Source organism: Microvirga sp. HBU67558, from assembly GCF_018069605.1.
GTDB classification, from domain to species: Bacteria; Pseudomonadota; Alphaproteobacteria; order Rhizobiales; family Beijerinckiaceae; genus Microvirga; species Microvirga terrae.
Window position 1 is genome coordinate 1 of the sequence record NZ_JAGPUP010000458.1, and the last position, 17,486, is coordinate 17,486.

Below are 17,486 nucleotides of genomic sequence, written 5' to 3' on the forward strand. Positions count from 1 at the left end.
CCTGGGTTTCTCTTGGCGCAGCCTCCGCGTTACCGGTGAGAACCGCTGGCCGCTGACGTCGCAGGCTCCCAGGCGCTACTCGGCCGCAGCCGCCGCCGGGCGCGATCAGAGGAACAGACCGTGGCGTCAGTATCCCGCCACGACCGACCCGCGGGCTCGTCCTCCCGCCGTGCGGCACGAGCATCCCGTCCCGACGGGGGCCGAGTTCGTCAGGGCACAGGTCCGGACTGTCGTCGCACAATAGCCCCCGACCGCTGACGAGACTGGCGTCTGGTTCGTGGCGTACGGGTAATTGTAGTAAGGATAGTTGTAGTACGGGTACGTGGCCGCCGCCCCGATCACTGCGCCTGTGGCCAGACCCAGTCCCCATCCGCCGTAGTAGTTCCCGTAATATGGATAATTGCCGCCGTAGTAGGGGTACCGCCCGCGATAGTAGGGATAGCGCCCGCCGTAGTTCGGATAGCGTCCGCGCCAATCTCCCCGGTTGCCGAAGCGGTTGTCGAAGCGTCCCGGGTTGCTGATCGCCGCCTGCCGGAAGTCGCCGCGTCCGGGCCGGGCTGCGACCGCAGCACCGCGGAAGTTGCCGCCCATTCCAACGCGAGAACCGCCCATGCCGCCGCGCGGAATGTACATTCTGGAGCCGCCACCAAAACCGCCGCCACGGAAGCTGCCGCCACCCCGCATGCCCCCACCGCCGAAGCCGCCCCCGCCGATGCGGGCGCCTCCACCACCGCGGCCGCCGCGCTGCGCATCGGCCACATCCGGAATCAGGAGGGTGCCTGCTGCCAGAACACCAAGAGCCAGAAGAAGCTTGTTCATCGACATCCTCCCCTACGGGACTGGGATATAGATCAACTCGACACAAAGTAGATGGTTGCGGGGAGAGCTCCTCTGATCCGCACTGGCATCGCCTCACCGATGCTGGGCGCTCCCCTGTCCGGCTCAGCGAAACGTCTCTTTCGGGATATGCCGGATGGATTACAGGGGAGCCTAAGATCAAGGATCAATTGTTGCAGAGTTTCTAAGCGAACTCAGTTATAGTCTCCTGCCGAGGATGACCCACCTCTGGGAGGCCTTCATGATGACGATGCCTGCGCTCATGGCGGACGAGCTCGGAAGGCGCATCGCGAGCGACTTCCGCCGCCTGTTCGGGTCGGCCCATCAGGACAAGGCCGAGCGACTTGACAGTGCAGCCCGGATGGCCCTGGAATGCATCGGTAAGAGCGACGCCCTCTATCACAACGTCGAACACACCTTCCTCGTCACCCTCGTCGGGAGGGACATCCTCCATGGCCGAATGCTGACCGAACGCCTGGAGCCGGATGACTACTCACATCTCATCGTCGCTTGCCTGTTGCATGACATCGGCTATGTCCGCGGCATTCTGAAAGGCGACCGCAATGACCGGTTTGTGGTCGACGCGAGCGGGGTGACGGTAACCCTGCCGCGCGGGGCATCGGATGCGGCACTTGCCCCCTATCATGTCGATCGCTCCAAGCTTTTCGTCATGGATCGCCTGACGGGCTCGCCCCTGCTCGATGCCGAAAGAGTGGCCCGGGCAATCGAACTCACACGCTTTCCGACACCGAACACCACCGCGGATGGGCACGAGGACCGGGAGGGACGGCTCGTCCAAGCTGCAGATCTAATCGGCCAGCTTGGCGATCCTCTCTACCTGAAGAAGGCCAATGCCCTGTTCCATGAATTTGAAGAGATTGGGGTCAACTGCCAACTCGGCTATGCCTCACCGGCTGACCTAGTGGAGCGCTTCCCCGATTTCTACTGGAACAGCGTCTCACCGCACCTGGAACATGCGATCACCTACCTGAATGTGACGGCAGCAGGCCGGCAGTGGATTGCTAATCTGCATAGCCACGTGTTCTGCGCCCAGCACGCCTTCGCTCTCATGGGGCCGCAGCGTTGAGATCACGCTTCCTGGATGACAATCAATGAAGCCTTCTGACACGCTGGCCACACCGTTACATGGTCCCGGGCGGCTATCCCGTCTTGAACGTTCCTGAAGCTGAAGGATGCGGGTTGTCCCAAAATGCCAAACCGCCGTCACGTCTGGTCAAGCGATGGTGCGCGTTTCCTGTATGCTGGCTGGCAATCGGCGTCTGCAACGAACCGGGAATTGCTCATTCTCCATTCCCGTGCGTCCAAATCTGCGGACCCGCGGGTCTATAACGCTAGGAACGCGGTGCGTGACATGAAGCGTCAAGAATCTCTGAAGAACGAGAGAGCCGACATTGGCACGGCGATTACCTCTAATGTTCGAGAGAGGATGAAGCGGAAGGATTTCGAGAGCGAATTGAGACAGCTCCAGGTCGAACTCGTGCGCCTGCAGACCTGGGTCAAGGCAACGGGAGCCAGGATCATTATCGTTTTCGAGGGCCGAGACACCGCCGGCAAGGGTGGCGTGATAAGCCGGATTACGCAGCGGGTGAGCCCGCGGGTGTTTCGGCACATCGCCCTGCCGGCGCCGACCGAGCGCGAGAAGAGTCAGCTCTACATCCAGCGCTACGTGGCGCAGTTCCCCGCCGCCGGCGAGATCGTGCTGTTCGACCGCTCGTGGTACAATCGAGCCGGAGTCGAGCGCGTCATGGGCTTCTGTACCGATGACGAGTACGAGCGCTTCATGCGCCTGGTGCCATCGTTCGAGCAGGAGATCGTCGATAACGGCATTATCCTGCTCAAGTACTTTCTCGACGTCAGCCAGGACGAGCAGCGCCGCCGCTTCGCCGACCGGATCGAGGATCCGATGAAGCATTGGAAGCTTAGCCCGATGGACACCGAGTCGGTGCGTCGCTGGTGGGATTACACGCTGGCCTACCAGGCCATGCTGCGCGCCACGGACACTCCTGCCAATCCATGGTTCATTGTCCCGTCCGACGACAAGCGCCGCGCGCGGCTCAACCTGATCAGCCATCTGCTGAGACAAATCCCGTACAAGAAGGTCAAGGTCGAACTGCCGAAGGTGCCAAAGGCGGAACCGAGGCCAAAAGGGATCGAAGACCGGCTGCCGGCATCCCACATCGTCCCGGCCCGATATTGAGTGCCATGACGGCATAACCCGGAGCGCGGTCATGCCCGGCACGCACCCAGTCGATCCGCTTCCCCCGAACCGGATGGAGGCTGCGACGGTGCCGCCTGCGCGCGGGGGCAATCCGATGGTTGGCCAGGAGGCTCTCAGCCCGGGCGACCGGGAAGGAACGTCGGTCGCCCGCGGGATCGGCCTTGAGGCCAGATGGCTGCGCTGGTTACCAGGGCTCAGCACCCTCCTCCGGTACCAAGCCGCATGGTTTCGCCATGATGTCTTGGCCGGACTGGTGCTCGCGACCATGCTTGTCCCCGTCGGGATCGCCTATGCCGTGGCCTCCGGCCTGCCGGGCATCTGCGGCCTCTACGCCACGATTGTCCCCCTCTTGGTCTATGCCGTGTTCGGGCCGAGCCGGATCCTCGTCCTCGGCCCGGATTCGGCCCTTGCGGCAGTCATCCTCGGCATCGTGTTGCCGCTGTCCGGCGGGGATCCCCAGCGCGCCGTCGCCCTGGGCGGGATGATGGCCCTCGTGTCGGGGACGGTCCTGATCCTGGCCGGGCTTGGACGCCTCGGCTTCGTGACGGAACTCCTGTCGAAGCCGATCCGCTACGGCTACATGAATGGCATCGCCTTGACGGTCCTGATCAGTCAGATCCCCAAGCTCTTCGGCTTCTCGGTCGAGAGCACGGGACCTTTGCGCGAACTATGGTCCATCGGAGGAGCCATCCTGGCCGGCAGGATGAACTGGGTGGCCCTTGCGGTCGGCCTGGGAACACTGGCCACCATCCTGCTGCTGCGGGGAAGCCGACGTGTACCCGGCATCCTGGTCGCCGTCGTCGGTGCTGCCGTCCTTGTCGGCGTGTTCGACCTCGCGGAGCGCCACAACGTCTCGATACTCGGCTCGCTGCCGGAGGGCCTGCCACGCTTCACCGTTCCCTGGATCGGGGTCGGCGACATCGTTCCTGTGCTCATCGGGGGATGCGCCGTCGCCATGGTGTCGTTCGCCGACACCAGTGTGCTCTCCCGGGCCTACGCCGCAAGGACCCGCACCATGGTCGATCCCAACCAGGAGATGGTGGGGCTCGGAGCCGCCAATCTCGCCACCGGGTTCTTTCAGGGCTTTCCGATCAGCAGCAGCAGTTCGCGCACGCCTGTAGCCGAAGCCGCCGGGGCCCGTACGCAATTGACCGGCATCGTCGGCGCACTCGCCATCTGTCTGCTGCTGCTGGTGGCGCCCGATCTTCTGCGCAACCTTCCGACCTCCGCCCTGGCTGCCGTCGTCATCGCGTCGGCCATCGGGCTGTTCGAGGTGGCCGACCTCAGGCGGATCTACCGCATCCAGCGTTGGGAATTCTGGCTGTCGATCGCCTGCTTCGCGGGTGTCGCGGCGTTCGGCGCCATTCCGGGGATTGGTCTAGCGATCGTGATTGCCATCATCGAGTTCCTGTGGGATGGGTGGCGCCCCTACTCCGCCGTTCTGGGACGTCCGACCGGCGTTGAGGGCTATCATGACGTCACGCGCTATCCGGAGGCAGGCCGGATCCCAGGCCTGGTCCTGTTCCGCTGGGATGCACCCCTGTTCTTTGCCAACGCGGAGCTGTTCCGCGAACGCGTCCTTGCCGCCGTGGCGGAATCGCCAACGCCGGTGCGTTGCGTGGTGGTCGCGGCAGCTCCGGTCACGAGCGTCGACGTGACGGCGGCCGATGCCTTGACCGAACTTGATGAGGCGTTGCTGGCGCAGCGCATCGAGCTCCGGTTCGCTGAACTGAAGGATCCCGTCAAGGATAAGCTGCGGCGGTTCGGGCTGTTCGACCGGTTCGGCGAGACGCGGTTTTCGCCTACAATCGACGCGGCCGTGTCGCAATATCAGGAAGCGAGCTGACGAGGCCAGAGAATGCCTGGAGGGCGACCTCACTGGCGAAACCGCTTGGTGCGCCGGTGCATTCGACGGCCGAAGGCTGTAGAGAACGGGAGGCTGAAGATCAGCTCGTCCGCAGCGTTCGCAACCTCAATGGTATAGTCGCACGGATGCTGACCGCGCAACGCGAAGACGCCCCTGATGTCGCGAGCCGCACAGAACGCCTCACGATAGGCAGTCTCCACGTCAGGAAAGTTGAGCCCGAGCTCGTCGCGGCTCAGTCCCTCGCGTGCACCCCTGACGTGGAAGAAGAAGCGAGGCATAACACTCATCCAGTTCGCGCAGCATGAGGGAGCACTCGATCATGATGTGCCTTCGGACTACGTGCTTGTCCGGTTGGGACAACCGCTTGGCATTTCGTGACCCTGGCCTTCCAGGGCCTCGCGTATTGGAGCACCTCCCGCAACCGGCTTGGTTTGCAGCCCGGGAGCTCTCCAAAGGCCACGGGTGGAACGCTGTTCGGGCAGGTTTCCGGCTTCGCCTGTGTCCCAAACTGCTAAAGGGAAGTCCCAAGCCGTCAAGCAGGCTCCGATCCAGTCCTTAGGCTAACGGACGAGAGCATCATCAGGAGACCAAGATGCGGAAGGAAATCATCAGCGTCGTCGCAGCCCTGTTCATTGGTGGCGCGCCCGCGGCCTATGCTCAGCAAGCCACCTCAGGCCCAGCCGGCACACCTGGCAGCGGACGGCTGAGCCAAGGCGATTTCAAAATGCTGACCGATATTCGGGTCGGAGTGATCAAGGCCGCACTGCAACTCACCCCGGAGCAGGAGAAACTCTGGCCCGCCGTGGAGGAGGCGATCCGCGCCAGGGCCGAGACACGCTATCGCCGGCTGGCCGCACTGGGGGAGCGCTTGGACCAGCCACGAGACATCGATCCGGTGCAACTCTATCGCCAGCGTGCCGACGTCCTGACGGATCGTGCGGCGGGCCTGAGGAAGCTTGCGGATGCCTGGCAGCCGCTCTACCAGAGCCTCACGCCGGACCAGAAGTCGCGGCTGCGTCTTGTGACGCTGCATGCGCTTGAAGGGCTCCGGACCGCCATGGAGAACCGCCGCATGGAGCCGGATGACGAGGAGGAAATCGAGCTTTGGGTTTTCCCTCACTAGGTCACCCCAGGAAGGCACAGCTGTTCCAGTGAACTGCTTGGGTGTTCAAACCCAGATCAGGAAGATCCCATGCGCACACTCATCGCCGCATTCGCGGCAAGCGCTCTGATGACAGGTTGCGTGTCAAGCTCCGGGTCGGATGCGCAGCCGCCGAACTACGTCTCCTCCCAGGCGAGCCAAGCACCTGGAATTCGCAACGACGCGTTCGGGGGCGCCGCAATGCCGATGCGAGGCCTGCCTCGCTGACGACCGCAGGCAAATCCGCACCGCTCGATCTCATCCTTCAGGCAGACGCAAGAAGGCTTGACAAGATCGGTACACTACCCGGGTCGGCCGTTGCTTCGCCAGGCAGTCGGCGTTCGGCCCGACCAGCGGCGGAAGGCGCGGGTGAAAGCGCTGGCCTCTGAATAACCGAGCGCCGCCGCAATCTCGCCAAGTGGCACGTCGGTATCTGCCAACAATTGCCGGGCAATCTCGAAGCGGATCTCATTGGCAATTGTCCTGTACCCCGATCCGCTGTCCCTCAAGCGCCGGCTCAAGGTGCGTCGATGCATCGCCAGCAGATCGGCCATGTCGCTGGCGGAGCAGCGCCGTTTCATGATCCGCGTGCGCAGCAAGCGCCGGATGTCATCCGGGAACTCGGATGCCGCATTGCCTCGCAGTCGCCGGATCTGCTCCTCCAGCATGCCGCGGAGCAGAGGATCGGCCCCCGCTACTTTTCGCTTCAGGTCCTTGGCCGGAAATACCAGGGTGGCGCCCTCCTGATTGAACCGGACGGGCGCCCGGAAATGGCGCCGGTAGGATCCGGTATCGGCTGGGGCCGTGCGCGACAGAAGCACTTCCGTTGGGCGCCATTCAGCGCCGCACAGGGTGCGCATCGCATTGACCGATACCGCCAGGGCTGCTTCGGTGATGTGTTCTGCGCTCGCGCCGTCGGGCTGGTACGCCGCGTAGGTGAGCATAGCCACGTCATCGGCAACGGTCAGCGAGGCAACCACGACCCGGTCCTGGACGCTCAGATTGGACACGAGCGAATCCAAGGCCCCGCTGACGGTCTCCGAATGCTGCATCAGTCGTCCGATCAGGTCCAGGGACAGGATGGTGGCCCGCTGGCCCACAAGCAGCCCGAAATGCGGACAGCGGGTTCTCGCCACGCACAGGGTATAGAGCCGGGCCAGGGCGGTGAACGCAACGACGCTCGTACCGTCCTCGAACAGGCGAGGGTCGAGCCCGGCCTCGTGGATCAGCGGATCGGGATCAATCCCGAAATCGCACAGGGTCGGGACAATCTCTTTGCTGACTCCCAGATGGATGTACCCGGGCGCAAGCGTGCGCCGGGATATCGCATGAGCCAGCGCCGGAATCAGGATCGATTGCCCCGGACCACGACCAACATCCTGTGAGATTCGTCCGTCGTCCATCGTCGCGCCCTCGTCAGGTTTCGAGCACCGGTCTCAGGTCTCTGCGGCGGGCGTCGTTGATTGGCGCGTACCGCATCCAGATTGGACAGGGATTGCTCCCTGGCCGGGTCGGCGGCCCACTTCAGGCTCATGCCGTGTCCATGATCGCGTAAAGAAAGATCCGCAGGCTCCACGCAGGGCTCCTCACCGAGGGCAGACGTCCCAGAAGCCTTGGGTGCGTTGAGAGTTGGTGTAGTACCAACAATAGCCGGCGGCCGGCGCCGGTGAGGTGGCATAGGTGGTTGCTGCCGCAGCCGTCACGAAGCCGAGGGCCGCGCCCGCGGCCACCGCAGCACCGGGTCGCCACCAGTAGGACGACGGTCGGTACCATCCCCCGGCCGGCACGGGCGGCCGATAGCCTGGACGAACCGCGACGTTGCCCGCCGGGCCCCGCGCCACGGCGCCACCATATGCACCGCGGGCCGCCACTCCGCCCTGGGGTCCACGGGCCACCGCTCCACGTGGGCCACGCGCTGCGGCTCCGCCCCGCGGGCCGCGGGCCGCCGCCCGTGCGTATTCCAAATCTCGTTTCTGAACGATTTCGGGCAGCGTGGATTCGGGCAACCTGGACGGCAGCTCTGTCCGTGAGCCGAACGACGGCAGAGTCATTACCCTTGTGGACGCCGATGCGAAGGCGGGAAGACCAATGATGAAAGCCAGTCCGATTGATCCAAGAGTGAGTTGTCCTGAGCACCTGTTGTGCATGCGCCACTCCTGTGAAGGCCCGACGAAAGGCAGGTAGCGGTTCCGTCGCTAGCGGAGCAAGGGTTCGGGAAAGTTGTCATCCATGCTCCGTCTGAGACCAGCATCCTATCGGCGCGCATTCCGTGCTTGACACTTCCGGACAGGCACTTTGCAGTTTGGGACACGCGGCGCATGCAAATGCACATCGTTCGACGATCGATCCACCTCTGGACGATGTGTTTTCCGGAGATGGATCATCGGCAGCATTGGGCCATACCCCTTGGTGACAATCGATGATCACCACTTGACTGCCGTCATCGGATAGGGGGCGCATAGAGCACACCGCCCATGCTCCAGAGCTGGTTCAGGCCGCGCGGGATACCGAGCCGCGAGTTCACGCCGAGATTGCGTTCGTAGATTTCGGCGTAATTGCCCGTCGCCCTGACGGCGTGCAGCGCCCATGCATCGTCCAGCCCCAGCATCCGACCGAAGCCTCCTTCCAGGCCGGCGAAACGGCGTATGTCCGGCTTCTGCGATGCCCTTGCCTCAGCTGCATTCAGAGACGAAACGCCGAGTTCCTCCGCATTCACGAGCGCGAAATTCACCCACTTCACCAGTGTGAACCACGCGAAGTCGTCGGCTCGCGTCACCGGCCCAAGGGGCTCCTTCGAGACCACGTCAGGGAGGATCACGGCAGCGCCAGGCTGGGGAAGTTTCAGGCGCTCGGCATAGAGCGCCGATTGATCCCGCGTCAGAACATTGCACTGGCCGGCCTGAAAGGCCGCGAGAGCCTCCGCGGCACTCGCAAATGCGCGCTCATCGTAGGTCATGGAGTTCGCGCGGAAGAAGTCGGCCAAGTTGAGCTGACTCGTCGTCCCGCTCTCCACGCACACCTTGGCGCGGTCGAGTTCCAGCGCCGAGGAGACCATGAGATCCCGCATCACCATGAAGCCCTGGCCGTCATGATAGGTGATGCCCGCGAAAGCGAGGCCGAGGCCCGCCTCGCGCTCCAGGGTCCAGGTCGAGTTTCTGGACAGCAGGTCGACCCGTCCCGCGCGCAATGCCTCGAACCGCTCGCTGGCCGATAACGGCACAAAGGCGACCTTCGATCTGTCGTCGAAAATTGCTCCCGCGACCGAACGGCAAAAGTCGACGTCGAAGCCGGACCAGTCACCCTGCTCGTTCCGGTCCGAGAATCCGGACAACCCTTCGCTCACGCCGCATTGAAGGACGCCGCGTTGCTTTACGGTCTCGAGCGTCCCGGCAGCCCCGGAGGCCGCAGAGGCACAGGTCAGAGCGAGAGCTATGCCGGCAATGGCGTTGAGTTTGGCCGCGTTCAACATGATCCTTGGTCTCCGTCGCATGATGCGTTCCGCTCCCGGAGCACAGGTCCGGGCGACTTGGGAGTCACAGGCTGGCCCCCTGACGGACCACGACCTTGGTGCCGAGCGGCACGCGCGCATAGAGGTCGATGACGTCGCCGTTAGCGAGCCGGAAGCAGCCCGACGAGATGGCATGGCCGATCGTCTCCGGCTGATTGGTGCCGTGGATGCGGAAGACCGTCGAGCCGAGATAGAGTGCGCGGGCCCCCATCGGATTGCCCGGGCCGCCGGCCATGAAGCGCGGGAGATAGGGCTGACGGGCGATCATCTCCGGCGGTGGGCGCCAGTCGGGCCATTCGGCCTTGCGGCTGACGCGCACCAGGCCCGACCACTGGAAACCCTCGCGGCCGACGCCGATGCCATAGCGGAGGGCGCGGTTGTTGCCCTGGACCAGATAGGCGAACCGCTCCGATGTATGAATGACGAGGGTTCCAGGTGCCTCATTCGAGCGGAAGAACACGACCTGGCGGGCATAGGGCCCATCAGCGATGACGACCTCTTCCGTGGAAATGCGCCCCGGCTCGTCGCCGATCTCCAGCGTCTCCTGGATGACGGATTTCGGCAGAGCCTGCGCATCCGCTGCACCGGGCAGACAAACCGCCAGGGTAAGTCCGAATGCCAGCGCAAGCGCCGTACCCATTTGGACAATTCGGTCGTCGCATGTCCGCATCTGCTCCTCCAGGGATAAGGCTTTCACCATCAGGCTCCGCAACGCACATACACGAAGGTTCCGTATCGCCGGTTCGCGTCCGGATCGACGAAGCGCATGGTCATGAGGCTGCTCGTACTCGAGAGGATCTCGCGATCCTGCGGATGGCCCGGCGGCGCCTCGAATCCGAGATAGGTCCGGCCGGCGGCGTCGCCTTTGAGGCGCAGTTCGTAGGGCTTCGGATCGTCCGCGACATGCATCATCACGCCATCGGTCGGGCCTTTCGCGATGGTGTAGGGCTGGCCACACTGAGCTCTCGCCTCCCGCTCCGTCCTGGGACGGTCCTTGTCGGCATGATACGACGCGATGCCCCACCGCCCGATCAGACGTTCGCGTGGGATGGAGGCGGAGGTCTCGACGGCAACGGGGGAAGGGGCCTCGCTCGTCGCGACGGTGCAGCCTGCTACGACGAGGGACGCGATAACCGCGAAGGCGAGCCCGGGAAAGACGCTCAGGCAAGGCCGCGCAGCCGGGGAGAGACAAGCCGACGCCAAGGTCCGCTCACAGTTCTCGATCGTCCTTGCGTCCCTAGCGCTGATCAGTTGCACGTTCGGCTCCTGTACTTGCTGTCTGACACGTTATTTCGATGGCAATTATGGTCTCAGCCGAAAGATCGGGTTCTCCGTGCATGACCCTCAGCAGCAGGCCTAGCGGAAGTGACCTCGTCTCATGCTGGGTTCCCCTTGCCACGCCTGGTGCTTGTTCCGACCGGAGGCAAAGACCCTATGTGGGCTCGTACCGCTCCGCTTGACACTTCGAGACGTTCGCTTAGCCATTTGGGACAGAAGGTGTCGCGCCACCGTGGCTTCCGGTCGGCTGGAAATCCGTTCAGCGCGCAGCCCGAGAGTTTGGGATGAGGCAGCCCAGCACCATAACCTGTCTTCCGAACACAGCACCGCGCCGAGTTGCTCGGCCGGCCGTCGCGTCGCATCGCTATCGACCACCGATCCGAGGGATTCCACCAGTCTGGCGACGGTCAGATGCTCGAAGGCAATGGGGGCAGGACCTGCGACGAGGTCGGAGGAAGCGGCCTACTCGGGCTCACCAATATAACCGGGCAGATCCGGCATCGCGACCATCGATCCGCGCCGGATCGGGTTGTCGGTGAGCTCAGCCTCGACATAGTTGGGCGGCTGGCCGCCTGAAGAGGCCGACACGCAACCGGCGACCAGGACCGACAGGATCAGGAAGAGTGGCAGTCTGACGAGCATCGTCTTCTCCTTTGCAGATTCAGGACGGGAACGGGTGATCGCGTGCCACCGCGATCGGAGTTGGGGAGGCGGTAGAGAAAGAGAAATGGTCGGGGGGAGCGAGCGTTCGCACCGTCCCTGAGCGGCTCCTCGGAGCCTCGCGGCCGACGTCCTGCCAAAAGCCAGCCTCGCCGTCGCGGACGATCGTGGCCTCGGTGATCCGCGTACCCGGCCGCCTCCTGCAGGAGCGGTATGACCGCAGTCGTGCCGAACCGCTCCATCGGGCGTCGTCCTCCCTTCATGGACCGAAGGGGCCGGAAGTCCCACCACCTCTGGGCATTCGGCACAACATGAGCCACGCCCGGGCAGCGCAGGGGCACCGTCCCGCAGCAGCCATCATCTGGCAAAAGGCCGTGAGACGGAAGTAACTTACTGTAGGCGCGCGCCGCACAGCCCCGCAGGGACATGTTACGGGCGTCATCGATCCCGGCGCTGACCACGACCACCACTGCGTAAACTACACGATGCTACAGGCGGGCCTTTGCGCGCCTGCTAACGTCCTGTCCGGATCCGTACCCTTCGCAAGCCGTGAACGGCCTACCGCGATCTCCGATCCGAACGTCCGGGGCTGCGATGCGACAGGGTTGCTCCAAGGCCCACGCAGAGGAGAAATCATCATGAAGAGAGCATCATTGTCGGCCATTCGGCTAGCCATCGTTCTGACCGTTCTGTGCGCAGGCGCTCAGGCTCAGGACGCCATCCGGCAACCAGGTCAGAAGCAGATCGGCAAGGTGAAGCCGGAGGTCGAGCCGGCACTGATCGTCATGAATTCCGCAGGAGCGAGGCTCGAGGGGAACAGGCTCGTGCTCACGGGCATCGCTCCCAGCTCCATCATCTTCGCCGACCGTCCCGTGCGCGCGGCGGGCCACGCTCTGACCGCACATCTCCTCGAGGAATGGGCGGCCGGCTCCGACAGCTTCGCCAAGGACCCTCCGAATGCGACCGTGTCGGTGTTCGACAAGGCCGGATCCTCGGTGAAGGACGCCGTCGTCACCCTGAAGAACCCGAGGATGGACGGAAGCCAGCTCACCTTCGAGGTGGCGGTTCTGGAAGGCGACCTCCGCAATGCCGACGGACCCGCGTCGGTATTCATCGACATCATCGGGCTGCCGTTCACGCCGCTGTCATTCGCCGGCATGGCGCGCCGAACCGCTTATCGGGGTGCGTTCTACGCCGGAGCGGCGGCGGCTGCCACCGGCGCCTATGGCTACTACCATCCGTACGCGCCCCTCTACCCCTACGCACCCTACCCGTACCGCCCCTATTAAGGGCGGCAAGGTGCCGGCTGCCTGTCAGCCGGTGCCGAACGTCTGTAGCAGGTCCTACCATCGCAGCGATAAGGATTGTCATCGACAGGTTGCAGAAGGGAGAAAGGCATTGCCCTATCGAAGTGGGAACACGAGCCCATGACCTTCGGGCGGGCAGACGCCCGCTTTTTTGCAGGCCGGGCCAGCCGGTTCCCCATAGGCCCGCGGGTCCGATCCGCTCCGGCGGCCTTCATCGGGGCAGGGGCCTTCTACGTGTTGCGATCCAGTTCGGCCTCGATCTCGGCCGCGAGATCCCGGACCAGCTCCCGGTACTCGGCGCAGCGTGCCGTCCTCACCGGAGAGCCAGAGCGCTCCCAGTGCACCAGGGCCGCCTGCGCGGCGGCGAAATCATCGCAGAGGGACATAAAGCCATCGTCCGTCCGGGCACGCTCCTCGATGGCATGCCCGCGGTCCGGAAAGCGGGCGATGGCGACCTGGACGGCGTGATGCATGGTGCAGCCCCGTTGCCGGGTTCGGACGGCGCGGATGCGCCGCCCCACGGTTCCAGCATCGCCCCATACCCCACGCGCGGGGAGTATGTTACTGTAGGTTACGGGAAGAGGCGTCTCGTGCGCCCGCGGAAAACGGACCGGTTCATGCTCGGTGGAGGCGACGGCACTGTGAGCGCCTCGTCGCAGGCGCAGTCGCTGCCCGCGGCAGAGGACGTGCGCGCGCAGCTCGATGTCCTCCTCGCCAGCCCCGACCTCGACGCGCCTGCCCGGGCGCGCCGGTTCCTGCGCTATGTCGTCGAGGAGACGCTCGCCGGGCGCGCCGAGCGCATCAAGGCCTATGCCATCGGCACCGAGGTGTTCGAGCGGAACGCGGACTTCGACGCCCAGGGTGATCCCGTCGTGCGCATCGAGGCCGGACGGCTGCGCCGGGCGCTGGAGCGCTATTATCTCTCGGGCGGCACGTCGGATTCGGTGGTCATCACCATCCCTAAGGGGGGCTACGTCCCGCACTTCGCCTGGCGCACGGCGCCGGTTGCGGACGCCGATCCTGTCCCTGTCACCGTGTCGCCTGGATCTCCGGCCGATTCGCCGCCACGGCGCCGGATTCCTTGGCCCATCGCGGTCGCCTGCCTTGCCTTTCTCGGCGGGCTTCTCCTGTGGGCGCCTTGGCGTGACGGCGTGTCCCGCACGCCACAAGCACCGGCTCCTTTACCGCCCGGCGGGCCTACCCTCGTCGTGCTGCCGCTCGAGGCCTTAGGGGAGCCGTCGGCGAAGTCCTACGCGGATGGCCTGACCGAGGAGGTCCTGAGCCAGTTCGCCCGCTTCAAGGAAATCACGGTCCTCGGGCGGGAAACGTCGCGCAGCATCATGCCGGGAACGGATATGGCCCGCATCCGACGTGATCTCGGCGTCCGCTACGTGCTCGAGGGCAGCGTCCGGGCCGCGGCGCACCGCCTGCGCATCACGGGCCGGCTCATCGATGCACAGACCAGAGCAGTCCTGTGGTCACAGACCTACGACGAGGACTTGCAGGTCCGTGATCTTTTCACGATCCAGGACGAAGTCGCCCGCAGAGTCGCAACCGCCGTGGCACAGCCCTACGGCATTATCCAACGGGCCGACGGGACCCGAACGGGCTCCCGCCCTCCCGACGACCTCGAAGCCTATGCGTGCACGCTCAGGTTCTACGATTACCGGGCCGCGCTGACCGAGGACAGCCATGGGGCGATCCGAACCTGCCTGGAGCGCGCGGTCGCAGTCCATCCCGATTATGCGACCGCCTGGGCGATGCTGTCCATTCTTTACCTCGACGAGGACCGGTTCGGATTCAATCCAAGGGCAAAGGCAAGCCCCCCGATCCAACGCTCACTCGAAGCCGCTCGCCGCGCGATCCGCCTCGATCCGGAGAACGTGCGGGCGCTCCAGGCTCTGATGATGGCGCTGTTCTTCGCCGAGCAACCGACCGAGGCGCTGGAGGTGGGCGAGCGGGCGGTGACGCTGAACCCGAACGATACCGAGCTTCTCGGCGAATACGGAACCTGTCTCAGCCAGGCCGGCGCATGGCGACGCGGCGCCGAGCTTATTGAGCAGGCGCTTGCCCGCAACCCCGGCCATTCCGGCTACTACAGCGGGGTCCTGGCGGTCTATGCCTACATGCAGCGCGACTACGAGCGTGCGGAGACCCTGATCCGGCAGGCGGCTCTGGAGAAGTTCCCGCTCTACCATTTCGTCGCCGCCGTCATCTACGCCCAGCTCGGCAAGGCATCGGAAGCTGCCGAGGCGCGCGATACATTCCTGCGCATGCGCCCGATGATTTTCGAGCACTGGGACGCCGAGATGGCCAAGCGCAACTACCGGCCGGAAGACGCGGCCCATTACGCCGAAGGCGCCCGCAAGGCGGGCTTCCCGGTGCCGGCGCGCACGGCTGCGGAATCAACCCTCGAGGCACGGGCATCCCGGCACTGACCGCCACGACCACCCGTAACCTACAGGATGATACAGGCGCGAATCCCCGGCCGTTGCTAGCGTTTGGGCAGTGGCATGGCGATTCCGAGGAGTTCACCCACGGGTACCGCCGGGGCGAGGAGCTGCGGAGCAGGACCGTCCGCCATGCCGGTAAGTGTCGCACAGTTCCCAGAACTCACACGCAACGGAGACTTGTCATGACGATGAAGCTGACCCGCCGCCAGGCGGCCATCGGTGCCTTGAGCCTGCTCGCCGGGACCGCGGCGACCACCGCCAGTGAGGCTCATCTGGGCGAATTACTGGGTATCGACGAAGGCCTCGAGGATTTCTGGCTGGCAACCGACGCCTACATCTACGGCTATCCGCTGGTCACCATGGAGATGACTCGGCGCGTCATCACCAACGTGGCCGCCCCCGAAGGCACCCGGGCGCCGATGGGCCAGATCATCAAGCTCCGGCACTACCCGGATGCTACGTTCCGCGATGTGACCGCACCCAACGCCGACACGCTTTATACGACCGCATTCTTCGACGTCGGCAAGGAGCCCTGGGTGTTGAGCCTGCCGGACATGAAGGACCGCTATTTCCTCATGCCCATGCTGGACGGCTGGACGACTGTGTTCCAGGTTCCCGGCAAGCGTACCACGGGCACCGGCGCCCAGACCTATGCCATCACCGGACCCGGCTGGAGCGGCACGCTGCCGGCAGGCGTCAAGGAGTACAAGTCGCCGACCAACATCGTCTGGCTGCTCGGTCGCATCTACTGCACCGGCACGCCGGAGGATTACGCCGAGGTGCACGCGCTCCAGGACCAGGTCAAGCTGGTGCCGCTCAGCGCCTACGGCAAACCGTACACGCCGCCCGCCGGCAAGGTCGATCCCTCGATCGACATGAAGACCGCCGTGCGCGACCAGGTGAACCGTATGGATGCGGTGGCGTACTTCACCCTGCTGGCGGAGCTGATGAAGACCAACCCGCCGTCGGCGGCTGATGCCCCCGCCCTCGCGAAGTTCGCCAAGATCGGGCTCGTGCCCGGCCAGAACTTCGACGCGAGCAAGCTGCGGGCCGACTTCGCCAAGCGCATCCCGGAGATCGCCAACGACCGGATCATGATCCAGTTCAAGATCAACAAGGATATCCATGACATCGACGGCTGGGGCTTCACGACGAAGGCCGGGATCTACGGCACCGACTACCTGATGCGAGCCCTCGTTACGGCGATCGGCCTCGGGGCCAACCGCCCGCAGGACGCCGTCTATCCGACCTCGCAAAAGGACGGCGACGGACAAGCCTACGACGGGGCGAACAAGTACGTCATGCGCTTTGCCAAGGGTCAGTTGCCGCCGGTCGAGGGCTTCTGGTCGCTGACGATGTACGACGGTGCCTACTTCTTCGTGCCCAACCCGATCAACCGCTACTCGATCAGCGCACGCCAGAACCTGAAGGCCAATCCGGACGGCTCGGTCGACCTCTACATCCAGAAAGACTCGCCCGGAGCGGACAAGGAGTCGAACTGGCTTCCCGCCCCGGCCGGCAAATTCATCCTGATGCTGCGCATGTACTGGCCGAACGAGACCAACCCGTCGATCATCGACGGCACCTGGACGATTCCGCCAGTCAGGAAGGTGAGCGATCGAGCGTAGCCGGGGAGCGGGACACACGCTTCAAACCAATAGGAGGGATCGATGATGAGATGCCTAGTCGCAATCTCTGCTCTCGCCCTGACGGCCATGGCCGCCGCAGCTCAGGTCGGGCCGCCGACGTCGCAGCGGACCTGCGGCGCCAACCGCCAGCTCGTCATGCGCGAAGGCGCGGTCGTGCTCGACACCAGCCCCACGACGTATGCCCGCTTCGTCCGGAGCGGCGCGGAGTGCCTGGTCGACCAGTTCCCCGAGCCGGCCTGGGTTCCGAGCTCCAACAACCCGCAATGCTTCATCGGCTACCGGTGCAAGGACGGGTCGGACGATTTCTGACGACACCGGCTCGATTCGCCTGGCCTTCAGCCGGCGAGCACCGCTCTAACCCGGTGCCCGCCGACTGAAGGCCAGCAAGACCCATCACAGGTTTTCATCGACGCCGACCGTTCGGTGCGTCGGACGCGCACAAAAGGGAGTTCTCGCCATGTTCAGCAAGCACGTCGCCTGTCTCATCCTGGTCACCGGCGCCCTTGGCACGATGACGATCAGCGCTCCCGCGCAGGACGCGGGCGCC

Annotated in this window: 17 protein-coding genes; 8 read left to right on the plus strand and 9 right to left on the minus strand. The window is 64.7% G+C overall.

Annotation, left to right across the window (positions count from 1 at the left end; genetic code table 11):
* Positions 1–126: 126 nt before the first annotated feature.
* Entirely contained in the window at positions 127–819 is a 693-nt protein-coding gene (locus KBI52_RS06390; protein ID WP_173945363.1) for a hypothetical protein, read from the minus strand.
* 259 nt (positions 820–1,078) lie between these two features.
* Here KBI52_RS06390 and KBI52_RS06395 point away from each other — a divergent pair, with 259 nt between their 5' ends.
* The 3 genes from KBI52_RS06395 (at position 1,079) to KBI52_RS06405 (ending at position 4,922) form a co-directional block, all read left to right on the plus strand.
* A complete protein-coding gene (locus KBI52_RS06395) occupies positions 1,079–1,924 on the plus strand; it encodes an HD domain-containing protein (protein ID WP_210806181.1) in 846 nt (281 codons plus the stop codon).
* 360 nt (positions 1,925–2,284) lie between these two features.
* Positions 2,285–3,055: a polyphosphate kinase 2 gene (ppk2, locus tag KBI52_RS06400; RefSeq protein WP_247654223.1), complete on the plus strand. Its 771-nt coding sequence runs from the start codon at positions 2,285–2,287 to the stop codon at positions 3,053–3,055.
* Positions 3,056–3,086: 31 nt separating this feature from the next.
* On the plus strand, positions 3,087–4,922 hold the full coding sequence (locus KBI52_RS06405; RefSeq protein WP_173945361.1) for a SulP family inorganic anion transporter: 1,836 nt from the start codon (positions 3,087–3,089) through the stop codon (positions 4,920–4,922).
* A gap of 29 nt (positions 4,923–4,951) precedes the next feature.
* Here KBI52_RS06405 and KBI52_RS06410 read toward each other — a convergent pair whose 3' ends face one another.
* Positions 4,952–5,221, minus strand: a complete 270-nt coding sequence (locus tag KBI52_RS06410) for a hypothetical protein (RefSeq protein WP_173945360.1) — start codon at positions 5,219–5,221, stop codon at positions 4,952–4,954.
* A gap of 314 nt (positions 5,222–5,535) precedes the next feature.
* On the opposite strand from KBI52_RS06410, the gene KBI52_RS06415 reads away from it, so the two are divergent.
* On the plus strand, positions 5,536–6,066 hold the full coding sequence (locus tag KBI52_RS06415; RefSeq protein ID WP_173945359.1) for a Spy/CpxP family protein refolding chaperone: 531 nt from the start codon (positions 5,536–5,538) through the stop codon (positions 6,064–6,066).
* Between the two features lie 320 nt (positions 6,067–6,386).
* Here KBI52_RS06415 and KBI52_RS06420 read toward each other — a convergent pair whose 3' ends face one another.
* The 6 genes from KBI52_RS06420 to KBI52_RS06445 form a co-directional block, all read right to left on the minus strand.
* A complete protein-coding gene (locus tag KBI52_RS06420; RefSeq protein WP_173945358.1) occupies positions 6,387–7,487 on the minus strand; it encodes an AraC family transcriptional regulator in 1,101 nt (366 codons plus the stop codon).
* 183 nt (positions 7,488–7,670) lie between these two features.
* A complete protein-coding gene (locus tag KBI52_RS06425) occupies positions 7,671–7,979 on the minus strand; it encodes a hypothetical protein (RefSeq protein WP_173945357.1) in 309 nt (102 codons plus the stop codon).
* Between the two features lie 545 nt (positions 7,980–8,524).
* On the minus strand, positions 8,525–9,526 hold the full coding sequence (locus KBI52_RS06430; protein WP_371823124.1) for an amino acid ABC transporter substrate-binding protein: 1,002 nt from the start codon (positions 9,524–9,526) through the stop codon (positions 8,525–8,527).
* 91 nt (positions 9,527–9,617) lie between these two features.
* Positions 9,618–10,262: a L,D-transpeptidase gene (locus KBI52_RS06435; protein ID WP_173945355.1), complete on the minus strand. Its 645-nt coding sequence runs from the start codon at positions 10,260–10,262 to the stop codon at positions 9,618–9,620.
* Between the two features lie 29 nt (positions 10,263–10,291).
* On the minus strand, positions 10,292–10,849 hold the full coding sequence (locus KBI52_RS06440) for a hypothetical protein (RefSeq protein ID WP_259060377.1): 558 nt from the start codon (positions 10,847–10,849) through the stop codon (positions 10,292–10,294).
* 483 nt (positions 10,850–11,332) lie between these two features.
* Complete coding sequence (locus KBI52_RS06445; RefSeq protein ID WP_173945354.1) at positions 11,333–11,512, minus strand: hypothetical protein; 180 nt, start codon at positions 11,510–11,512, stop codon at positions 11,333–11,335.
* A 656-nt stretch (positions 11,513–12,168) separates the two neighbouring features.
* Here KBI52_RS06445 and KBI52_RS06450 point away from each other — a divergent pair.
* Positions 12,169–12,819, plus strand: coding sequence for a hypothetical protein (locus tag KBI52_RS06450; RefSeq protein WP_210806185.1), 651 nt, complete (start codon positions 12,169–12,171; stop codon positions 12,817–12,819).
* A 248-nt stretch (positions 12,820–13,067) separates the two neighbouring features.
* Here KBI52_RS06450 and KBI52_RS06455 read toward each other — a convergent pair whose 3' ends face one another.
* A complete protein-coding gene (locus KBI52_RS06455; protein WP_173945352.1) occupies positions 13,068–13,310 on the minus strand; it encodes a hypothetical protein in 243 nt (80 codons plus the stop codon).
* A 117-nt stretch (positions 13,311–13,427) separates the two neighbouring features.
* Here KBI52_RS06455 and KBI52_RS06460 point away from each other — a divergent pair, with 117 nt between their 5' ends.
* From KBI52_RS06460 to KBI52_RS06470, 3 genes are all read left to right on the plus strand, one after another.
* Positions 13,428–15,275: a tetratricopeptide repeat protein gene (locus KBI52_RS06460; protein ID WP_259060379.1), complete on the plus strand. Its 1,848-nt coding sequence runs from the start codon at positions 13,428–13,430 to the stop codon at positions 15,273–15,275.
* 203 nt (positions 15,276–15,478) lie between these two features.
* Positions 15,479–16,918 carry a DUF1254 domain-containing protein gene (locus tag KBI52_RS06465; protein ID WP_210806187.1) on the plus strand — a complete coding sequence of 480 codons (1,440 nt, stop codon included), beginning with the start codon at positions 15,479–15,481 and terminating at the stop codon, positions 16,916–16,918.
* A 42-nt stretch (positions 16,919–16,960) separates the two neighbouring features.
* The gene (locus KBI52_RS06470; protein ID WP_173945351.1) at positions 16,961–17,248 is read left to right on the plus strand and encodes a hypothetical protein; all 288 of its coding nucleotides are present in this window, start codon (positions 16,961–16,963) and stop codon (positions 17,246–17,248) included.
* The last annotated feature ends 238 nt before the right edge of the window (positions 17,249–17,486 follow it).

Bases quoted from the DNA above. Each gene is read 5' to 3' on its own strand.
- KBI52_RS06405 (WP_173945361.1), top strand. From the start codon at position 3,087: ATGCCCGGCACGCACCCAGTCGATCCGCTTCCCCCGAACCGGATGGAG.
- KBI52_RS06465 (WP_210806187.1), top strand. From the start codon at position 15,479: ATGAAGCTGACCCGCCGCCAGGCGGCCATCGGTGCCTTGAGCCTGCTC.
- KBI52_RS06410 (WP_173945360.1), bottom strand. From the start codon at position 5,221: ATGCCTCGCTTCTTCTTCCACGTCAGGGGTGCACGCGAGGGACTGAGC.
- KBI52_RS06455 (WP_173945352.1), bottom strand. From the start codon at position 13,310: ATGCATCACGCCGTCCAGGTCGCCATCGCCCGCTTTCCGGACCGCGGG.
- ppk2 (WP_247654223.1), top strand. From the start codon at position 2,285: ATGAAGCGGAAGGATTTCGAGAGCGAATTGAGACAGCTCCAGGTCGAA.
- KBI52_RS06445 (WP_173945354.1), bottom strand. From the start codon at position 11,512: ATGCTCGTCAGACTGCCACTCTTCCTGATCCTGTCGGTCCTGGTCGCC.
- KBI52_RS06390 (WP_173945363.1), bottom strand. From the start codon at position 819: ATGAACAAGCTTCTTCTGGCTCTTGGTGTTCTGGCAGCAGGCACCCTC.
- KBI52_RS06420 (WP_173945358.1), bottom strand. From the start codon at position 7,487: ATGGACGACGGACGAATCTCACAGGATGTTGGTCGTGGTCCGGGGCAA.
- KBI52_RS06470 (WP_173945351.1), top strand. From the start codon at position 16,961: ATGATGAGATGCCTAGTCGCAATCTCTGCTCTCGCCCTGACGGCCATG.
- KBI52_RS06395 (WP_210806181.1), top strand. From the start codon at position 1,079: ATGATGACGATGCCTGCGCTCATGGCGGACGAGCTCGGAAGGCGCATC.
- KBI52_RS06450 (WP_210806185.1), top strand. From the start codon at position 12,169: ATGAAGAGAGCATCATTGTCGGCCATTCGGCTAGCCATCGTTCTGACC.
- KBI52_RS06435 (WP_173945355.1), bottom strand. From the start codon at position 10,262: ATGCGGACATGCGACGACCGAATTGTCCAAATGGGTACGGCGCTTGCG.
- KBI52_RS06415 (WP_173945359.1), top strand. From the start codon at position 5,536: ATGCGGAAGGAAATCATCAGCGTCGTCGCAGCCCTGTTCATTGGTGGC.